The organism is Saccharopolyspora rhizosphaerae (genome assembly GCF_003931915.1).
Classification (GTDB): domain Bacteria; phylum Actinomycetota; class Actinomycetes; order Mycobacteriales; family Pseudonocardiaceae; genus Saccharopolyspora; species Saccharopolyspora rhizosphaerae.
The window spans coordinates 24,850-38,697 of the sequence record NZ_RSAA01000010.1; the positions used below are offsets into that span (position 1 = coordinate 24,850).

Here is a 13,848-nt window from a genome sequence, read left to right on the forward strand (position 1 = left end):
AATGGGATACTGGGGTGATGCGAGCGCACGGATGGGCCGGCAACCCGCCGGCGAACCCCTCCGAGGCCCGCTCCCGGATCCTGACCGCCACCCGTGAGCGGCTGGCCGAAGCGGGCACGACCAACACCGCCGAGGTCGCCGAACGCGTCGGCGTCACCCGGCAGACCGTGTACCGCTACTTCCCCACCACCGAAGAGCTGCTCAACGCCGCGGCGAACCACGCCGTCTCCGAACTCGTCTCCCAGCTGGTCGAGCACGTCCGGAGCCACCTGGCCGACACCGGCGGCGATGCCGGCGACGCAGCGGTCGAGGCCGTCGCCTTCGCCTTCGAGAACCTGCGGGACGACCCGGCGCTGAACCGCCTGCTCACCCCGGGCCGGATGAGCGGCACCGTCGCCGGTCTCACCTCGGACGCCTCGATCCACCTCGGCCGCGAGCTGATCACCGACTTCGGCATCGACTGGGCCGCGCTGGGCTGGGACGAGGACAAGCAGTCCGAACTCGTGGAGCACCTGCTGCGCACGCTCCAGTCACTGGTCCTCGACCCGGGAGACCCGCCGCGCTCGGGCACCGAACTGCGCGCTTACCTGCAGCGTTGGCTCGCCCCCGCGCTGCGCTGAGCGGCACGTCGAGCGGGCGCGGTCGCGCCGCTGTTCGACAGCCCGCGCCACCGTCCCCCGACCGTGCGCGGTCGGAAGCTGTTTCACCTGGGGCGAAATGGGCAATGCTGTGCGAGCGACCTCCACCGACCCTCGGGAAGGAGAACCGTGCTCCCACGTGATGAGCGCAGAGTGCTCGACGAGATGGAACGCCGCTTGCACACCGACGATCCCGCGTTCGCCCGCAAGCTCAGCGAGACCGGCCCGCGCGCCCGCTTCCGGGCCGGGCGGATGCTGCCGCGAGCGCTCAGCCTCGCCGTCGCGGGGCTGGCCGTGCTGTGCCTGTTCCTCGGCGAAGCCGGCGCCTTCTTCCTGTCCAGCGCGCTCGCCGGAGTGCTGTTCCTCGCCGCGACCTGGACCGTGCACGCCGAATGAGCGCAGGACGCCGGAGGCTCTTCGCGGACACGGCGCCGCGGGAGGCAGGAGCACCGCCTCAGGAGGCGGTGCTCGTCAGTCGGTGACGCTGACGCTCCCGCCGCCGTAGGCCTCGAGCTGGCGGTGGGCGCACGCGACGGCGTCCTCCTCACTGCCCGCCACCCGCGCGGTGTGCTGGCCTTCGCCGTCGGTGATCTGCCACGCGTCGTCGGACAGCGTGGGGGCGATGTGGCGGCTGTGCGGCATCAGGCCACCACCTCCCGAGCGGGGGACGACGGGACGCCCGCGGCGTGCAACTCCTGGTGCACGCCCGGCTCGGCGTTGATGATGCGCAGCACGCACCCGCGGTGCACCGCGTAGGTGTGCGCTGCGGCGAGCACGTCGAGGCACGCGGCATCGAGGTGGGCGACCGCGCCGAGGTCGAGGACCGTGGTCGGCGGGGCGGTCAGCAGGTGGGGCCACAGTCGCGCGGCCAGCGCGGAGGCCTGGGGCTCGACGGGTTCTCCGTCGACGGTCGGCGCCTGAGGCGCGTCGATCAATGCAGGGGTGATGAGATTCCAATGCTCGGGGATGATCAGACCCGGCGCGAAGTGGCGAGTCGCAACGGGGTCGTGCGAGCGCGCTCCCAGCACGCATCCGAAACAACGACCACCCGGAACTCTACACGCCCCGTGTCGGCCCGGCCACGCACGCCCTCGACGCCGACCCCCTGCCGCAGCGCCCGCACCGGCCGCACGCTGCGACGACGCGTCCGGAACTCGCCCGTGATTCCTCAGCGCACGGGCCGCCGAGCCGAGTGGCGGCGGTGTCCTCCCCCACCTACCGTGTCCAGGTTCTAGACAACGGAGGCGCCACCGATGTCCACCACCGCGATCGCCGTGTTCACCCGCGACCTGCGCGTGCACGACAACCCCGTGCTCGCCGCCGCGGCCCGGGCCGACCACGTCCTGCCGGTGTTCGTGCACGACGACGTGCTGGCCGGCACCGGGTTCGCCACCGAGCCGCGCTCGCGCTTCCTCCACGAGTGCCTCGCCGATCTCGACGCCCGGTTGCGCAAGTGCGGCGCCGCGCTCGTCCAGCGCAAGGGTGACCTGGTCAACGAGGTCGCCCGACTCGCGCACGAGGTCGAGGCGAGCTCCGTGCACCTCGCCGCCGACGCCTCGGGCTTCGCCGCCCGGCGGCAGCAGCGGCTCAGCGCCGAGCTCGCCGCGGAGCGCTGCGAGCTGACCGTGCACGAGGCGGTCCACACGGTGCTGCCAGCGGGGGCCGTCACGCCGCAGGGCAGCGACCACTTCGCGGTCTTCTCCCCGTACCACCGCCGTTGGGCGGACACCGCGCGCCGCACGATCGCCTCCGCACCGAAGCGGCTGCGCCTGCCCCCCGGGGTGTCGGCGGAGAAGACCGCCTCCGCCCCGAAGGGGAACTCGGCGATGCCCGGCGGGGAGACCGAAGGCCGCCGCCGAGCTCACCAGTGGCTCAACGACGACGTCGACCGCTACCACACCAGCCACGACGACCTCGCCCACGAGGGCGCCACCTCCCGGCTGTCGCCCTACCTGCACTTCGGGTGCATCTCGGCGCTCGAACTCGCCGACGAGGCGGCTGCCCGCCACACGGAGGGTGCCGACGCCTTCGTCCGGCAGCTCGCTTGGCGTGATTTCCACTTCCAGGTGCTGGCCGCCCGGCCTCGGACCGCCCGCGAGGACTACCGCCCGCACGGCGACGCCTGGCGCGACGACCCCGAGGCGCTGCAGGCCTGGCAGGAGGGCAGGACCGGGATCCCGATCGTCGACGCCGGGATGCGGCAGCTGGCCGCGGAGGGGTGGATGCACAACCGCGCGCGGCTGATCACCGGCAGCTTCCTCGCCAAGACCCTCTACGTGGACTGGCGGGCCGGTGCGGCGCACTTCCTGCGGCACCTGCTCGACGGCGACCTCGTCAACAACCAGATGAACTGGCAGTGGGTCGCGGGCACGGGCACCGACACCCGCCCGTACCGGGTCCTCAACCCGCTCCGGCAGGCCGAGCGCTACGACCCCCACGGCGAGTACGTGCGCCGCTGGCTGCCTGAGCTCGCCAACCTGGAGACCCCCCGCGAGGTGCACCAGCCGTGGCGCCTCGGGGAGGACGAGCTGCGCGAGCTCGGCTACCCGGCCCCGATCGTCGACCTCGACGCCGCGCGCGAGCGCTTCCAGCAGAGCCGCGGCAAGGGCTGAGCAACCCGCGCTCACGAGCGGTCGTCGAGGAACGCCAGCAGGTCCTCGTTGATCGCGGCCGCGTGCGTGGTCGGCATGCCGTGCGGAAGCCCCTGGTAGGTGTGGAGCGTGGCGTTCTGCAGCAACTTCGCCGACAGCGGCGCGGAGTCCTGGTACGGGACGATCTGGTCGTCCTCGCTGTGCATCACCAGCACCGGGATCGTGATCTTCCGCAAGTCCGCGGTGAAGTCGGTCTGGGAGAACGCGACGATGCCGTCGTAGTGCGCCTTGGCGCCGCCCATCATGCCCTGGCGCCACCAGTTCTCGACAAGGGCTTCCGAGGGCTCGGCACCCGACCGGTTGAAGCCGTAGAACGGGCCGGAGGCGACGTCGCGGTAGAACTTCGAGCGGTTGGCGGCCAGCTGCGCCTGGAAGTCGTCGAAGACCTCCTTGGGCGTGCCGTCCGGGTTGGACTCGGTCTTGACCATCAACGGCGGGACGGCGTTGATCACCGCGACCTTGGACGCGCGCTCCTCGCCGTGCCTGGCCAGGTACCGCACGACTTCACCACCGCCGGTGGAGTGCCCCACGTGCACGGCTCCCTCCAGACCGAGGTGCTCGACCAGAGCGGCGAGGTCGTCGGCGTAGTGGTCCATGTCGTGACCGTCGCCGGTCTGGCTGGAACGCCCGTGCCCGCGCCGGTCGTGCGCGATCACGCGGTAGCCGCGCAGCACGAAGAACAACATCTGAGCGTCCCAGTCGTCAGCCGACAGCGGCCAGCCGTGGCTGAACACGATCGGCGGGCCCGAGCCCCAGTCCTTGTAGAAGATCTCCACACCGTCAGCCGTGGTGATGGTTCCCATGCGGTTCCTCCCTCGCACGCAGGACGCGCGGCCGTGACCGCCCGCGACGTCGGGACGGGTTCAACACCGCCCGATGCTCCGGACGGCCCCGCAGGCGCTCCAGGGCACTTGGGCCCGTTTCAGGAACCGCCTCGGTGGGCAGGGAGCAGGACCTGCGCTGGTCGGGACCCAGACGCAGTTCCACGTTCATCTCTGGAAGAACCGCGTTGGGCCCGCGGTTTCCGGGGCTCACCGCTCCGCGGCGCCGGTGTCCGGAGCACCGGCGCGGAAGATGAACCGCGCCTTGCCGATCCAGATCTCGTCACCGTCGGCCAGTTCGACGCAGTCGACCGGCTGCCGGTTGACGTAGGTGCCGTTGAGCGAGCCGCCGTCGACCAGGACGCAGCGACCGTCGTAGACCTCCAGCTCGGCGTGGTACCGCGACGCCGTGACGTCGGAGACCACGACGTCGCAGTCGCGGTGCCGCCCGATCACCGTCACCCGGCCCGTGAGCGGGAACTCGGTGCCCTGGTCAGGGCCCCGGCTGACGACCAACCGCATGCCCTCGGCGGCCGCGCGCGGCGCGGGGATCAACCCGGCCGGCGGCGCGACGGAGGGGTGCGTGTGCTCTGCCACCACGTTCTGCCGCGTGGTCTCACCGGAGAGGCCGGTCACCTGTGCGCCCTGGTTCATCAACGTTCTCTCCTCGCCGTGGTGCTGTTCGCTGCGGTCCCAGCCCCCTCCCAGGACCACCACCAGCATGCAGGCCACTCCCCGCCTACTGAGCAGGACTTTTGTCCCTAGTGCTCGTGGTGTTCCTCGTCACGGGAACGCCGCCGTTCCACAACAGCACGCAGCGTTGGAGGAATCGCACAAGTCCGCCCCGCCGACTTGTTCGTGCGCCACAGTCCCCGCGGGCTCGACCTCTGCCACGATCGACCACGAACGGTGACGTCACATCGCAGGAGGGTTGGTCATGGGCGACGACATCGTGGCGTCCGTCGTGGTCCGACCACGGCCGGCCCACCGCAGGCCCACCTGGCGCAGGCCGGTGCCCCGCCTGCCGTGATCACCGACCCGGACCGGCGGGACGAGCGCACGCGCTGACGTCGCGCCCCCAGCCGGCCACGAGCCCCCTCGAACCGCATCCCGGTGGTGTCCGGGACCGCGGTGCGCGCCCCGCGCGGCGCAGAACTCCCCACCGGATCCCGGGCGAGACGACCTGCCCGGCCGATCAAGAGAGGTGACCGATGACCACCACGCAAGGCCACTGGATGACCCAGCACGCCCACGACCGGCTGCGCGCCGAGCTCACGGAACTGCTGTCGCGCCGCACGTCGACCGACGGCGACGTGGTCGTGGACGAAGGCCGTCGACGCGCCCGCATCCGCGAGATCAGGGACCTGCTCTCGCACGCCATCATCGGGGAAACACCGGCCGACGACGGCGTCGCCGAGCCCGGCATGCGGCTCACCGTCCGCTTCGACGACGGCGAGACCGAGACGTTCCTGCTCGGCACGCGCGACGGGGCCGACGACCTCACCGTCTACTCGCCGGACTCGCCCCTGGGCGCTGCCCTGATCGGCGCCAGGCAAGGCGACGAGCGGTCCTACGAGGTCCCTGGCGTGGGCACCGTCCAGGTCACGCTCCTCAAGGCGGTGCCGCACCGGGCATGACGCCCCCTCCTGATCCGCCGGGCACCGCGGTGTCCGGCGGATCACCGCCGCTCAGGCGGACGCGGGGGCGCGCACCTCGGCCGGTTCGTCCGCGGGGCGCACGGTGAGCGCGACCAGCGCCGACACCAGGCACCCGGCGCCGAGGTAGGTGGCGACCCAGTGCCAGCCCCCTCCACCGAGCATGACCAGCGCGGTGGCGATGGCCGGGGTGAAACCGCCGCCCACCGCAGCGGCGACCTGGTAGCCCAAACCCGCTCCGCTGTAGCGGTGTTCGGGCCCGAACAGCTCGGTGAGCAGCGGTTGCTGCACGCTGACGATCATGTCGTGGGCGAGGTTGACCAGGACCACGGAGGCCACCAGGAGGAGGACCTGCGAACCGGCCTGCATGGACAGGAAGTAGGGCACGGCACCGATCGCGCCGATGACCGCGCCGGTGATGAACACCGGTGTGCGGCCGTAGCGGTCGGAGACCCAGGCGAACAGCGGGATCGTGACGATGCCGATGCCGCCGACGAGCAGCGCCACGGTCATCATGAACCCGGAGCCGAAGCCGAACTGCTTCGTGGCGTAGGCGAGCGCGAAGGTGGTGACGATGTACATCGTCAGCAGCTCGCCGAGCCGCAACCCGATGATCTGGAAGAAGGCGGCCGGGTGCCGCCGGAGGGCGTCGAGGACGGGCAGCTTGCGCCGGGCCGGCTGGCGCGCGGCGACCCGCTCGCGGAAGACCTCGCTCTCCGGGACGCCGCTGCGGATCCACAACGCGATGGCCACGAACACGACGCTGACCAGGAACGGCACGCGCCATCCCCACGACTCGAAGGCGCTGTCGCTGGTGAACGCCTGCACCGCCGAGGCGACGCCGGTGGCCAGCAGCAGGCCGACCGAGTAGCCGACCTGCACTCCGCTGCTGAAGAAGGCCTTGAGCTTCGGGGGCGCGTTCTCCACCGCCATGAGCGCGGCGCCGCCCCACTCCCCGCCCACGGCGAAGCCCTGCACGGCGCGCAGCACCACCAGCAGCAGCGGTGCCCACCACCCGATGCTGGCGTAGGTCGGCAGCAGACCGATCAGAGCCGTGGAGACGCCCATGATCGACACCGTCCACACCAGCATGGTCTTGCGGCCGACCTTGTCGCCGAAGTGCCCGAAGAACGCACCGCCGAGAGGGCGGAAGACGAACCCGACGCCGAACGTGGCGAACGCTGCGAGCGTTCCGGCCAGCGGGCTGATGCCGGGGAAGAACGCGTCGTTGAACACGACCGCGGCGACGATCCCGTAGAGCAGGAAGTCGTACCACTCCACGACAGCGCCGACGAAGCTGCCCGCCGCTGCTCGGGCGGGCGTCGTTCGTCCGGACTCGGGCGCTTCCGCCACGGGGAACCTCCTGTGCGCTGCACGCACACCTGTGCGCGTTTTGCGCGACATCGTGCTGTGCCAGCCACGGCGAGTCAAGCGAGCAGACGCCGGGTGCGCTGGGGATCACGCGCCACGAGCCCGGGTTTGCAACAGGTTCGGCCGAAACCCGCCTGGTCCTGCGGCAGGTCGACGGGCTTCCTCGACTTCTCCGTCGTCGGGAGGGCGGAGCCGCTCGGCCGTCCGGTGACCGAGCCGCTCCGCCCTCGCGAACCGTCAGACCTGCTTGGTGAGTTCGGTGAAGGACATGCTCACCTTGTCCGGCGTGGTGAAGTTGCCGAGGTCGGCCGTGCCCGCCTGGCCTTCCGGCGATTGCAGCGCGGTCAGCGCGTCCTCCTTGCTCGCCCAGTCCAGGACCGCGATGAGGAACTGCGGCGGAGTGCTGCCGTCCGGCATCTCGCACAGGCCCCAGTCGTAGGACTTCAGCCCGGGCATCTTGCTCGCCAGCACCGCGTGCACGGTGCGGTAGTGGTGGAGGAACTGGTCGGGGTCGTCCGGGTGGTCGTAGGTCACGGTGAGTCGGTACATCGCAGTCCTTCCCGTAGGTCCGTGCGGGACGAGCGTCCCCTACCGAACGCCGTCGAGGGCGCTGCGGAACGCGGAAGCGAGGTCGTCGATGATCACCGCTCCGCTCGGTGTGGCCCCGAGCGTCCAGGCGAACCCGTGCAGCATCCCCTCGTAGCGCTTGGCCGTGACCTGCACGCCCGCGGCCCGCAAGGCATCGGCGTAGTTCTCCCCCTCGTCGCGCAGCGGGTCGAACTCCGCGGTCGCCACGAAGGCCGGTGGCAGGCCCGTGAGGTCGTCCGCGCGAGCCGGGCAGGCGTAGGGGTCCTTGCCGAGGTCCTGCGCGCCGAGGTAGTGCGCCCAGAACCACTGCATCGAGCCCTTGGTGAGCAGGTACCCCTCACCGTTGCGCTCGTAGGAGTCGGTCGTGAAGTGGAAGTCGGTCACCGGGTAGATGAGCAGCTGGGCGACCAGGTTCGGAGACTGGCGGTCGCGTGCCGCGATCGCGACGGCCGCGGCGAGGTTCCCGCCGGCGCTGTCTCCGCAGGTGGCGAGCCGCGCCGGATCACCGCCGAACTCGGCCGCGTGCTCGGCGACCCAAGCCGTCACCGCGTAGCAGTCGTCGAAGGCGGCCGGGTAGACGTGCTCGGGCGCGCGCCGGTAGTCCACCGACACGACGATCGCGCCGGTCCGGTTGGCGATCCGGCGCACCGGGTTGTCGCAGACGTCGATGTCGCCGATGACCCATCCGCCACCGTGGAAGTACACGATGACCGCCTTGGGCCCGTCCCCTTCCGGGGTGTAGAAGCGCACCGGGACGTCCCCGGCGGGGCCGGGGACCGCGCGGTCCTCGGTGGCGATCTCCTCGGGTTCACCTTGGAGGTGGACGAATCCCGCGCCGGCCGCACGCGCCTGCGGCACGGTCAGGTGCTCGAACGGCGGCAGTCCGGCCTCGGACATCGTGGACAGCACGTTCTGGGCTTCGGGGTGCAAGGGCATGGATCCTCCGATCAGGACGACGGGACGGGGGAGCGGAGGCGACGCCTCACGTGGCGGCGGCCGCTGCGGCGAGCTCGTCGAAGGTCGCCCGCGCGACACCGTTGAACCCGCCGGTCGTGGTCGCACCGCTGGTGCCGAGCGCGAAGCCGTCGTAGCCGTCCGCGGCGATCCGGTCGCAGATCTGCCGGTACACGTCGAGCCCACCCACGTACGGGTAGAGCCTGCGCGGCTTGCCGGGGATGTTCGCCCCGACCCACCAGGAGTTCGCCCTGGGCAGCAGCGTGGTCTCGGTGACCTCGTTGTGGTGGTCGACCCAGTCCCGCTCCGCCTCGGGCAGCGGTTCGATCGTGTCCAGGCCGCGGTCGCGCAGGTGGCGCAGGCAGTCGGTGATCCAGTCCACGTGCTGCTCGATGGCGACCGGCATGTTGGTCAGCACCGACGGGCTCTGCGGTCCGGTGATCATGAACAGGTTCGGGAAACCGTGCGTGGTCAGGCCCAGGTAGCTGCTGGGGCCCTCGGCCCACTTCTCCTCGAGGCCGATCCCCCGCCGCCCGCGGATGCCCAGCTTGAACAGCGTGCCGGTCATCGCGTCGAAACCGGTGGCGTAGACGATGCTGTCCACTTCGTACTCGGCGTCGGCGGTGCGCACCCCGGTCTCGGTGATCTCCTGGATCGGCGCCTCGCGCACGTCCACCAGCGTCACGTTCTCCCGGTTGAACGTCTCGTAGTAGCCGTTCTCCAGCGGTGGGCGCTTGGTGAAGAACGGGTGGTCGCGCGGGCTGAGCAGTTCCGCCACCTCAGGGTCGCGCACCTTATCGCGGATGCGGGCCCGGAGGAACTCCGCCGCCGTCTCGTTGGCCGCTTCGTCCTGCAGCAGGTCGCTGAAGGTGGTCCCGAGCCGGAAACCACCGCGCTCCCACGCCTCGGCGTAGATCCGCTGCCGCTCCTCGTCGGGCACCGAGAGGGCAGTGCGCTCGGGCGTCCGGTAGGGGAACCCGAACCCGGTCTCCCGGGTCGTCCGCCAGATCTCGCGGTAGTTGTCCTTGATGGCGCGCCCGTCCTCGGCGCTCATCGGCCGGTTCCCACCGGCGATGTCGTAGTTCGGGGTGCGCTGCAGGACGTGGACGTGCTCCGCCTGCTGTGCGATCTCCGGGATGGCTTGGACGCCCGTGGCGCCGGTGCCGATGACGGCGACCCGCTGACCGGTGAAGTCGACGCCCTCGTGCGGCCACAGCCCGGTGTGGTACCAGCGCCCGCGGAAGCTGTCGCGCCCGGGGAAGTCGGGGAGGTTGGTGGTCGACAGGCACCCGACGGCGGTGATGAAGTAGGTGGCCGTGACCTCGTTGCCGTCACGGGTGCGCACCGTCCACCGGCCGGTCGACTCGTCGTACTCGGCGGCCACGACCTCGGTCTCGAACTGGATGTCCTTGTACAGGTCGAAGCGCTCGGCGACGTGCTGCAGGTAGCTCAGGATCTCGGGTTGCCCGGCGAACCGCTCGCTCCAGGTCCACTCCTCGAGCAGCTCGTCCGACAACCGGTCGGAGAAGGAGTAGAAGTAGCTCTCGGAATCGCACCGCGCGCCGGGGTACCGGTTCCAGTACCAGGTGCCACCGACGTCAGCGGCCACGTCGAACACCCGGGCTCGCAGCCCCAAGGTGTCCCGCAGCCGGTGCAGCATGTACAGCCCGGAGAAACCCGCGCCGACGACGACGGCGTCGAAAACCTGCGTTTCGTTCTTCGCTCCAGTCGATCGCACTAGCTCCCACCTCCTCGTGGAAAGCCCGCTTCGAGGGCGTCAACGCACCGCCGGGACACCGGGAATCGGCGTGCTGACCAGCGGATGCGGTGGCGACGCTACGGGCCGGGGTGGGGCTCAACTATCCGATGCGCGCGCCCGTTGACCGGTTTCGCGCACGATCGCGGCTGCGGCACGCGGGCCGGCGCACCGCGGAGCGTCCGCGACGGTGACACCCCGTACTTGCGCCGGTAGGCCGCCGAGAAGCGGCCGAGGTGGGTGAAGCCCCACCGGTGGGCCACGGCGGTGACCGTGGTCGCGTCGGCCGACGCCTCGACCAGCGCCCGGTGCGCACCGGCCAGGCGGAGTTCACGCAGGTAGGCCATCGGCGAGGTGCCGAGGTGGCGCCGGAACCCCTCCTGCAGGCAGCGCACGCTCACCCCGACCGCGTGGGCGAGCTCCGAGACGGTCAGCGGCTCGTCGACGTGCTCCTCGATCAGTTCGACGGCGCGGGTGACCGTTCGCGGACCCGGTGGCGGCGCCGGCTCGACGAGCTCGGCGGAGTAGTCGTGGCGCGCGCTGAGCAACGCGCCCAGGATCAGCAGCTGCTCCAGGTGGTCGGCAGCGCGCGGGTGCAGCAGGACGCTGCGCGCCCGGTCGAGCTCGCCCATCGCGAGTTCCACCGTCGCCAACCAGCTCTGGCCCATCGGTTCATCGAGGTCCACGCCGAGGTCGAACCGCACCGGCCCCCTGATCGGACGACCGAGTTGGCGTTCGAGCTCGCCTTCCAGACCGGCGCGGCTGATGTTGATCGCGACCTGCCTGCAACCGGAGGTCCAACGCCCCACGTACCCCGCGCCGGGTGCGAGCACCGCCGACCGGGAGACGCCGCTGGTGATGGTGCGGCGCCCGTCGGAGATCTCCATGCGCCCGGCGATCGGGATGTTGAACTGGTAGCTGTCGGCCATGTCGGGGACCGTGATGCCCACCTGCGGGCCGTACTGGACGTACCCGATCGTCACGTCGCGGATGTGCACGGCGTTGAGCCGCGCGTCCAGCGGTTCGGCCTGCTCGAGCGGTTCGAGCCGGTGCGGGGCGAACAGGCGCTCCCCCAGCTCCCGCACTTCGTCGACGTCACGGCTGCGGAGCACGGGAAAGTGCCGCAGCGGTTCGTCATCCGGCGTTGTCCGCAGCATGGCCCGCCCCCCTTCGTGCGCAACGAGTACGAGGATCAGCCGCCGTCGGAGCAGGTGTCAACGACACATCGACCGAGTGGAAACGGCCCCACTCCTTCCTCTTCGACCCGGCTCAGCCCTCCCGAACCCACGACACACGTCCTCGCCGCCACCGAGCGCCCCACGAGCAGTCCGCCAACCCGGCGGAGCGGGGAACCACCACCCCAAGCCCCCACACCACGCAGGCAACAGCGCTCCCAACTCGCGCGAATTCCGAAACCACCCCCGAGCCAGCCAAAACCCTCCCGACCCCACAACACGCGCCCTCAGCACCGCCGCGCGCCCTAGGAGCAGTCCCAGAACACGGCGGAGCGGCAACCGCACCCCGGGTACCCGCTCTTCAGGAGCGTTCACAGTTCGTGCGCTGTTCGAGACCCAACTTCGCTCCAGCGGAAGCCTCCCCGCCACAACAGCACGTGTCCTCCACACCGCTCAACGCTCTGAGCAGCTCCACAACAGGGCGGAGCGGCAAACACCACCCGAGGCCCCCACACCACGCAGGAACCTTCACCACTCGCGCGAAGTTCGAGACACCCACCTCGAGGCAGCCGAAGCCCTCACATCCCGACGACACACGTCCTCAACGCTCCTCACCGCCCGAGAACAGTCGTAGGACACGGCGGAGCGGACGCCGCTGCCCCAGACCTCTCCCCTGTACGGCTGCGTCGAACTTCGCGCGAAGTTCGAAACCCTGAGCCGGCCGAGGCCCTCACGCCCCCACGACACACGTCCTCAGCGCTGCTCGACGCCCTAGGGGCGGTCCGAGAACGCGGCGGGGAGCCGCTGCCAAGCCTGCGCCCCGCTGGTGCGTTCGAACGTCGCGCGAAGTACGAGGGTTGATGTTCCACGTCGAGGTTCGCGCGAAGTTCGACTGCCCGTTCCGGCGCCGCTGGGCGAAGCGAGACTTCGACGGGGCTCACGCCGGGTGGGATTCCGCAACCTGCTCCGGGGTCGCGTGGTCGCTCGTGCGGCTCAGGGCGAGCAACCTCGGTGCTGAGAGTGCTGCGATGGCCATGACCAGGACGGCGGCGCCGACGAGGACCGCGCGCAGCGAGGTGGCCTGGGCCAGCGGTCCCGCCAGAGCGGCGCCGAGGGGCATCAGGCCCCACGCCAGGACCCGGTGCGCGCTGGTCACCCGCCCCATCAGCGGTCTCGGTGTGAGCCGTTGGCGGTTGGCCGACGACAACACGTTCCACCCACCGGCGCCGACGCCCATGACCAGGTACGCCAGCCACGCCACCCACGGCGCGTGGCCGAGTCCCAGCATCGCGATCCCCGCGGCCAGGACTGCCAGCGCAGCGACCATCACGCTGCCACCGCCCCACCGCAGCGCTGCTCGGCACGCGAGCGGAGCGGTGACGAGCGCACCGACGGCGGTGCACACGAGCAAGGTGGCGACCGACGCGGCCGGCAGGTGGAACGCTTCGATCGCGTGGAGGAACGCCACGGCGTTCACACCGCTGGTGACGAAGGCGGTCAGCCCGACGACGCCGACCACGACCCGCAGCGTCCGCTGCCGCACGAGGAACCGCATCCCCTCGCAGACCTCGGTGCGCAGCGTCGTGACCTCCCGAGCCGTCGGCCGTTCGACGCGCACGCCCACCACCGCGGCCAGCGCACCGGCGAGGACGAACGTGAGCCCCACGGCCAGGAAGCACCACTCCGGCCGCCACGCGAACAGCGCCGCGGCGGCCAGCGGACCTGCGATCTCCACCCCCGCGGTCTCGGTGCTCACCACCCGGCCGTTCGCGCGCTCCAGTTCGGACGGAGCCGCGAGCGTCACCAGCAACGTCTGCCCCGCCGAGTCCGCGAACGTCTCGGCGCTGCTGAGCAGGAACGCGCACACCGCCAGGACGGTCACGTCGGCACGGCCCAGCACGATCAGCGCGCTCAACGACAACGTCAGGCCGCTGCGCACCACCAGGCTGGTGATGAGCACGGCCCGCGGCGACCACCGGTCGACCAGCGCTCCTGCGGGCAACGCGACCAGCAACCAGGGCAGCACCGAGGCGACGGCCACGGTCGACACCGACACCGGGTCGCGCGTGCTCACCGCGGTGAACAGCGGTAACGCCGCGGTCAGCACTCCGTCGCCGATCGACGACGCGCCCCACGAGGCGAGCAGCCGTCGGAACGCGCGGCTTCGCACGCCCGCTGCTGGAGCACCTGTCTCGATCAACGTCACCCTCCCTCCCCCAGGCTCGTGGCCGGTCGTGGC

14 protein-coding genes are annotated in these 13,848 nt (G+C 71.1%); 4 read left to right on the top strand and 10 right to left on the bottom strand.

Annotated features, from left to right (window positions below; translation table 11 throughout):
* The first annotated feature begins 17 nt into the window (after positions 1–17).
* Both EIL87_RS11375 and EIL87_RS11380 read left to right on the top strand, forming a co-directional pair.
* Positions 18–620 carry a TetR/AcrR family transcriptional regulator gene (locus tag EIL87_RS11375; protein ID WP_125090215.1) on the top strand — a complete coding sequence of 201 codons (603 nt, stop codon included), beginning with the start codon at positions 18–20 and terminating at the stop codon, positions 618–620.
* 147 nt (positions 621–767) lie between these two features.
* On the top strand, positions 768–1,034 hold the full coding sequence (locus EIL87_RS11380) for a DUF3040 domain-containing protein (RefSeq protein ID WP_125090216.1): 267 nt from the start codon (positions 768–770) through the stop codon (positions 1,032–1,034).
* Positions 1,035–1,109: 75 nt separating this feature from the next.
* Here EIL87_RS11380 and EIL87_RS27060 read toward each other — a convergent pair whose 3' ends face one another.
* Complete coding sequence (locus EIL87_RS27060) at positions 1,110–1,280, bottom strand: hypothetical protein (RefSeq protein WP_199740374.1); 171 nt, start codon at positions 1,278–1,280, stop codon at positions 1,110–1,112.
* On the bottom strand, positions 1,280–1,573 hold the full coding sequence (locus EIL87_RS26800; RefSeq protein ID WP_158628618.1) for an STAS domain-containing protein: 294 nt from the start codon (positions 1,571–1,573) through the stop codon (positions 1,280–1,282). The genes EIL87_RS27060 and EIL87_RS26800 overlap by 1 nt, the downstream gene beginning before the upstream one ends.
* 318 nt (positions 1,574–1,891) lie before the next feature.
* On the opposite strand from EIL87_RS26800, the gene EIL87_RS11390 reads away from it, so the two are divergent.
* Positions 1,892–3,250: a cryptochrome/photolyase family protein gene (locus tag EIL87_RS11390; RefSeq protein ID WP_125090218.1), complete on the top strand. Its 1,359-nt coding sequence runs from the start codon at positions 1,892–1,894 to the stop codon at positions 3,248–3,250.
* An 11-nt stretch (positions 3,251–3,261) separates the two neighbouring features.
* Here EIL87_RS11390 and EIL87_RS11395 read toward each other — a convergent pair whose 3' ends face one another.
* Both EIL87_RS11395 and EIL87_RS11400 read right to left on the bottom strand, forming a co-directional pair.
* Complete coding sequence (locus EIL87_RS11395) at positions 3,262–4,092, bottom strand: alpha/beta fold hydrolase (protein WP_125090219.1); 831 nt, start codon at positions 4,090–4,092, stop codon at positions 3,262–3,264.
* Positions 4,093–4,320: 228 nt separating this feature from the next.
* Positions 4,321–4,833, bottom strand: a complete 513-nt coding sequence (locus EIL87_RS11400) for an FHA domain-containing protein (RefSeq protein ID WP_233576181.1) — start codon at positions 4,831–4,833, stop codon at positions 4,321–4,323.
* Between the two features lie 488 nt (positions 4,834–5,321).
* Here EIL87_RS11400 and EIL87_RS11405 point away from each other — a divergent pair, with 488 nt between their 5' ends.
* Positions 5,322–5,747 (top strand): GreA/GreB family elongation factor, encoded by a 426-nt coding sequence (locus tag EIL87_RS11405; RefSeq protein ID WP_125090220.1) that lies wholly within the window; start codon positions 5,322–5,324, stop codon positions 5,745–5,747.
* Between the two features lie 51 nt (positions 5,748–5,798).
* Here the strand turns inward: EIL87_RS11405 and shiA are convergent, their stop codons facing one another.
* The 6 genes from shiA to EIL87_RS11435 all read right to left on the bottom strand — a co-directional run bounded on the left by shiA (position 5,799) and on the right by EIL87_RS11435 (position 13,809).
* Complete coding sequence (gene shiA, locus EIL87_RS11410; RefSeq protein ID WP_199740375.1) at positions 5,799–7,118, bottom strand: shikimate transporter; 1,320 nt, start codon at positions 7,116–7,118, stop codon at positions 5,799–5,801.
* Between the two features lie 255 nt (positions 7,119–7,373).
* Positions 7,374–7,685, bottom strand: coding sequence for an EthD family reductase (locus EIL87_RS11415; protein WP_125090222.1), 312 nt, complete (start codon positions 7,683–7,685; stop codon positions 7,374–7,376).
* 39 nt (positions 7,686–7,724) lie between these two features.
* Entirely contained in the window at positions 7,725–8,660 is a 936-nt protein-coding gene (locus EIL87_RS11420) for an alpha/beta hydrolase (RefSeq protein ID WP_125090223.1), read from the bottom strand.
* Positions 8,661–8,706: 46 nt separating this feature from the next.
* Positions 8,707–10,416 carry a flavin-containing monooxygenase gene (locus EIL87_RS11425; protein ID WP_267898838.1) on the bottom strand — a complete coding sequence of 570 codons (1,710 nt, stop codon included), beginning with the start codon at positions 10,414–10,416 and terminating at the stop codon, positions 8,707–8,709.
* Positions 10,417–10,514: 98 nt separating this feature from the next.
* Entirely contained in the window at positions 10,515–11,591 is a 1,077-nt protein-coding gene (locus tag EIL87_RS11430) for an AraC family transcriptional regulator (RefSeq protein ID WP_125090224.1), read from the bottom strand.
* 955 nt (positions 11,592–12,546) lie between these two features.
* Entirely contained in the window at positions 12,547–13,809 is a 1,263-nt protein-coding gene (locus EIL87_RS11435; protein WP_158628619.1) for an MFS transporter, read from the bottom strand.
* Positions 13,810–13,848: the final 39 nt, after the last annotated feature.

Bases quoted from the DNA above. Each gene is read 5' to 3' on its own strand.
- EIL87_RS11375 (WP_125090215.1), top strand. From the start codon at position 18: ATGCGAGCGCACGGATGGGCCGGCAACCCGCCGGCGAACCCCTCCGAG.
- EIL87_RS27060 (WP_199740374.1), bottom strand. From the start codon at position 1,280: ATGCCGCACAGCCGCCACATCGCCCCCACGCTGTCCGACGACGCGTGG.
- EIL87_RS11390 (WP_125090218.1), top strand. From the start codon at position 1,892: ATGTCCACCACCGCGATCGCCGTGTTCACCCGCGACCTGCGCGTGCAC.
- EIL87_RS11395 (WP_125090219.1), bottom strand. From the start codon at position 4,092: ATGGGAACCATCACCACGGCTGACGGTGTGGAGATCTTCTACAAGGAC.
- EIL87_RS11400 (WP_233576181.1), bottom strand. From the start codon at position 4,833: ATGCTGGTGGTGGTCCTGGGAGGGGGCTGGGACCGCAGCGAACAGCAC.
- EIL87_RS11405 (WP_125090220.1), top strand. From the start codon at position 5,322: ATGACCACCACGCAAGGCCACTGGATGACCCAGCACGCCCACGACCGG.
- EIL87_RS11415 (WP_125090222.1), bottom strand. From the start codon at position 7,685: ATGTACCGACTCACCGTGACCTACGACCACCCGGACGACCCCGACCAG.
- EIL87_RS11420 (WP_125090223.1), bottom strand. From the start codon at position 8,660: ATGCCCTTGCACCCCGAAGCCCAGAACGTGCTGTCCACGATGTCCGAG.
- EIL87_RS11430 (WP_125090224.1), bottom strand. From the start codon at position 11,591: ATGCTGCGGACAACGCCGGATGACGAACCGCTGCGGCACTTTCCCGTG.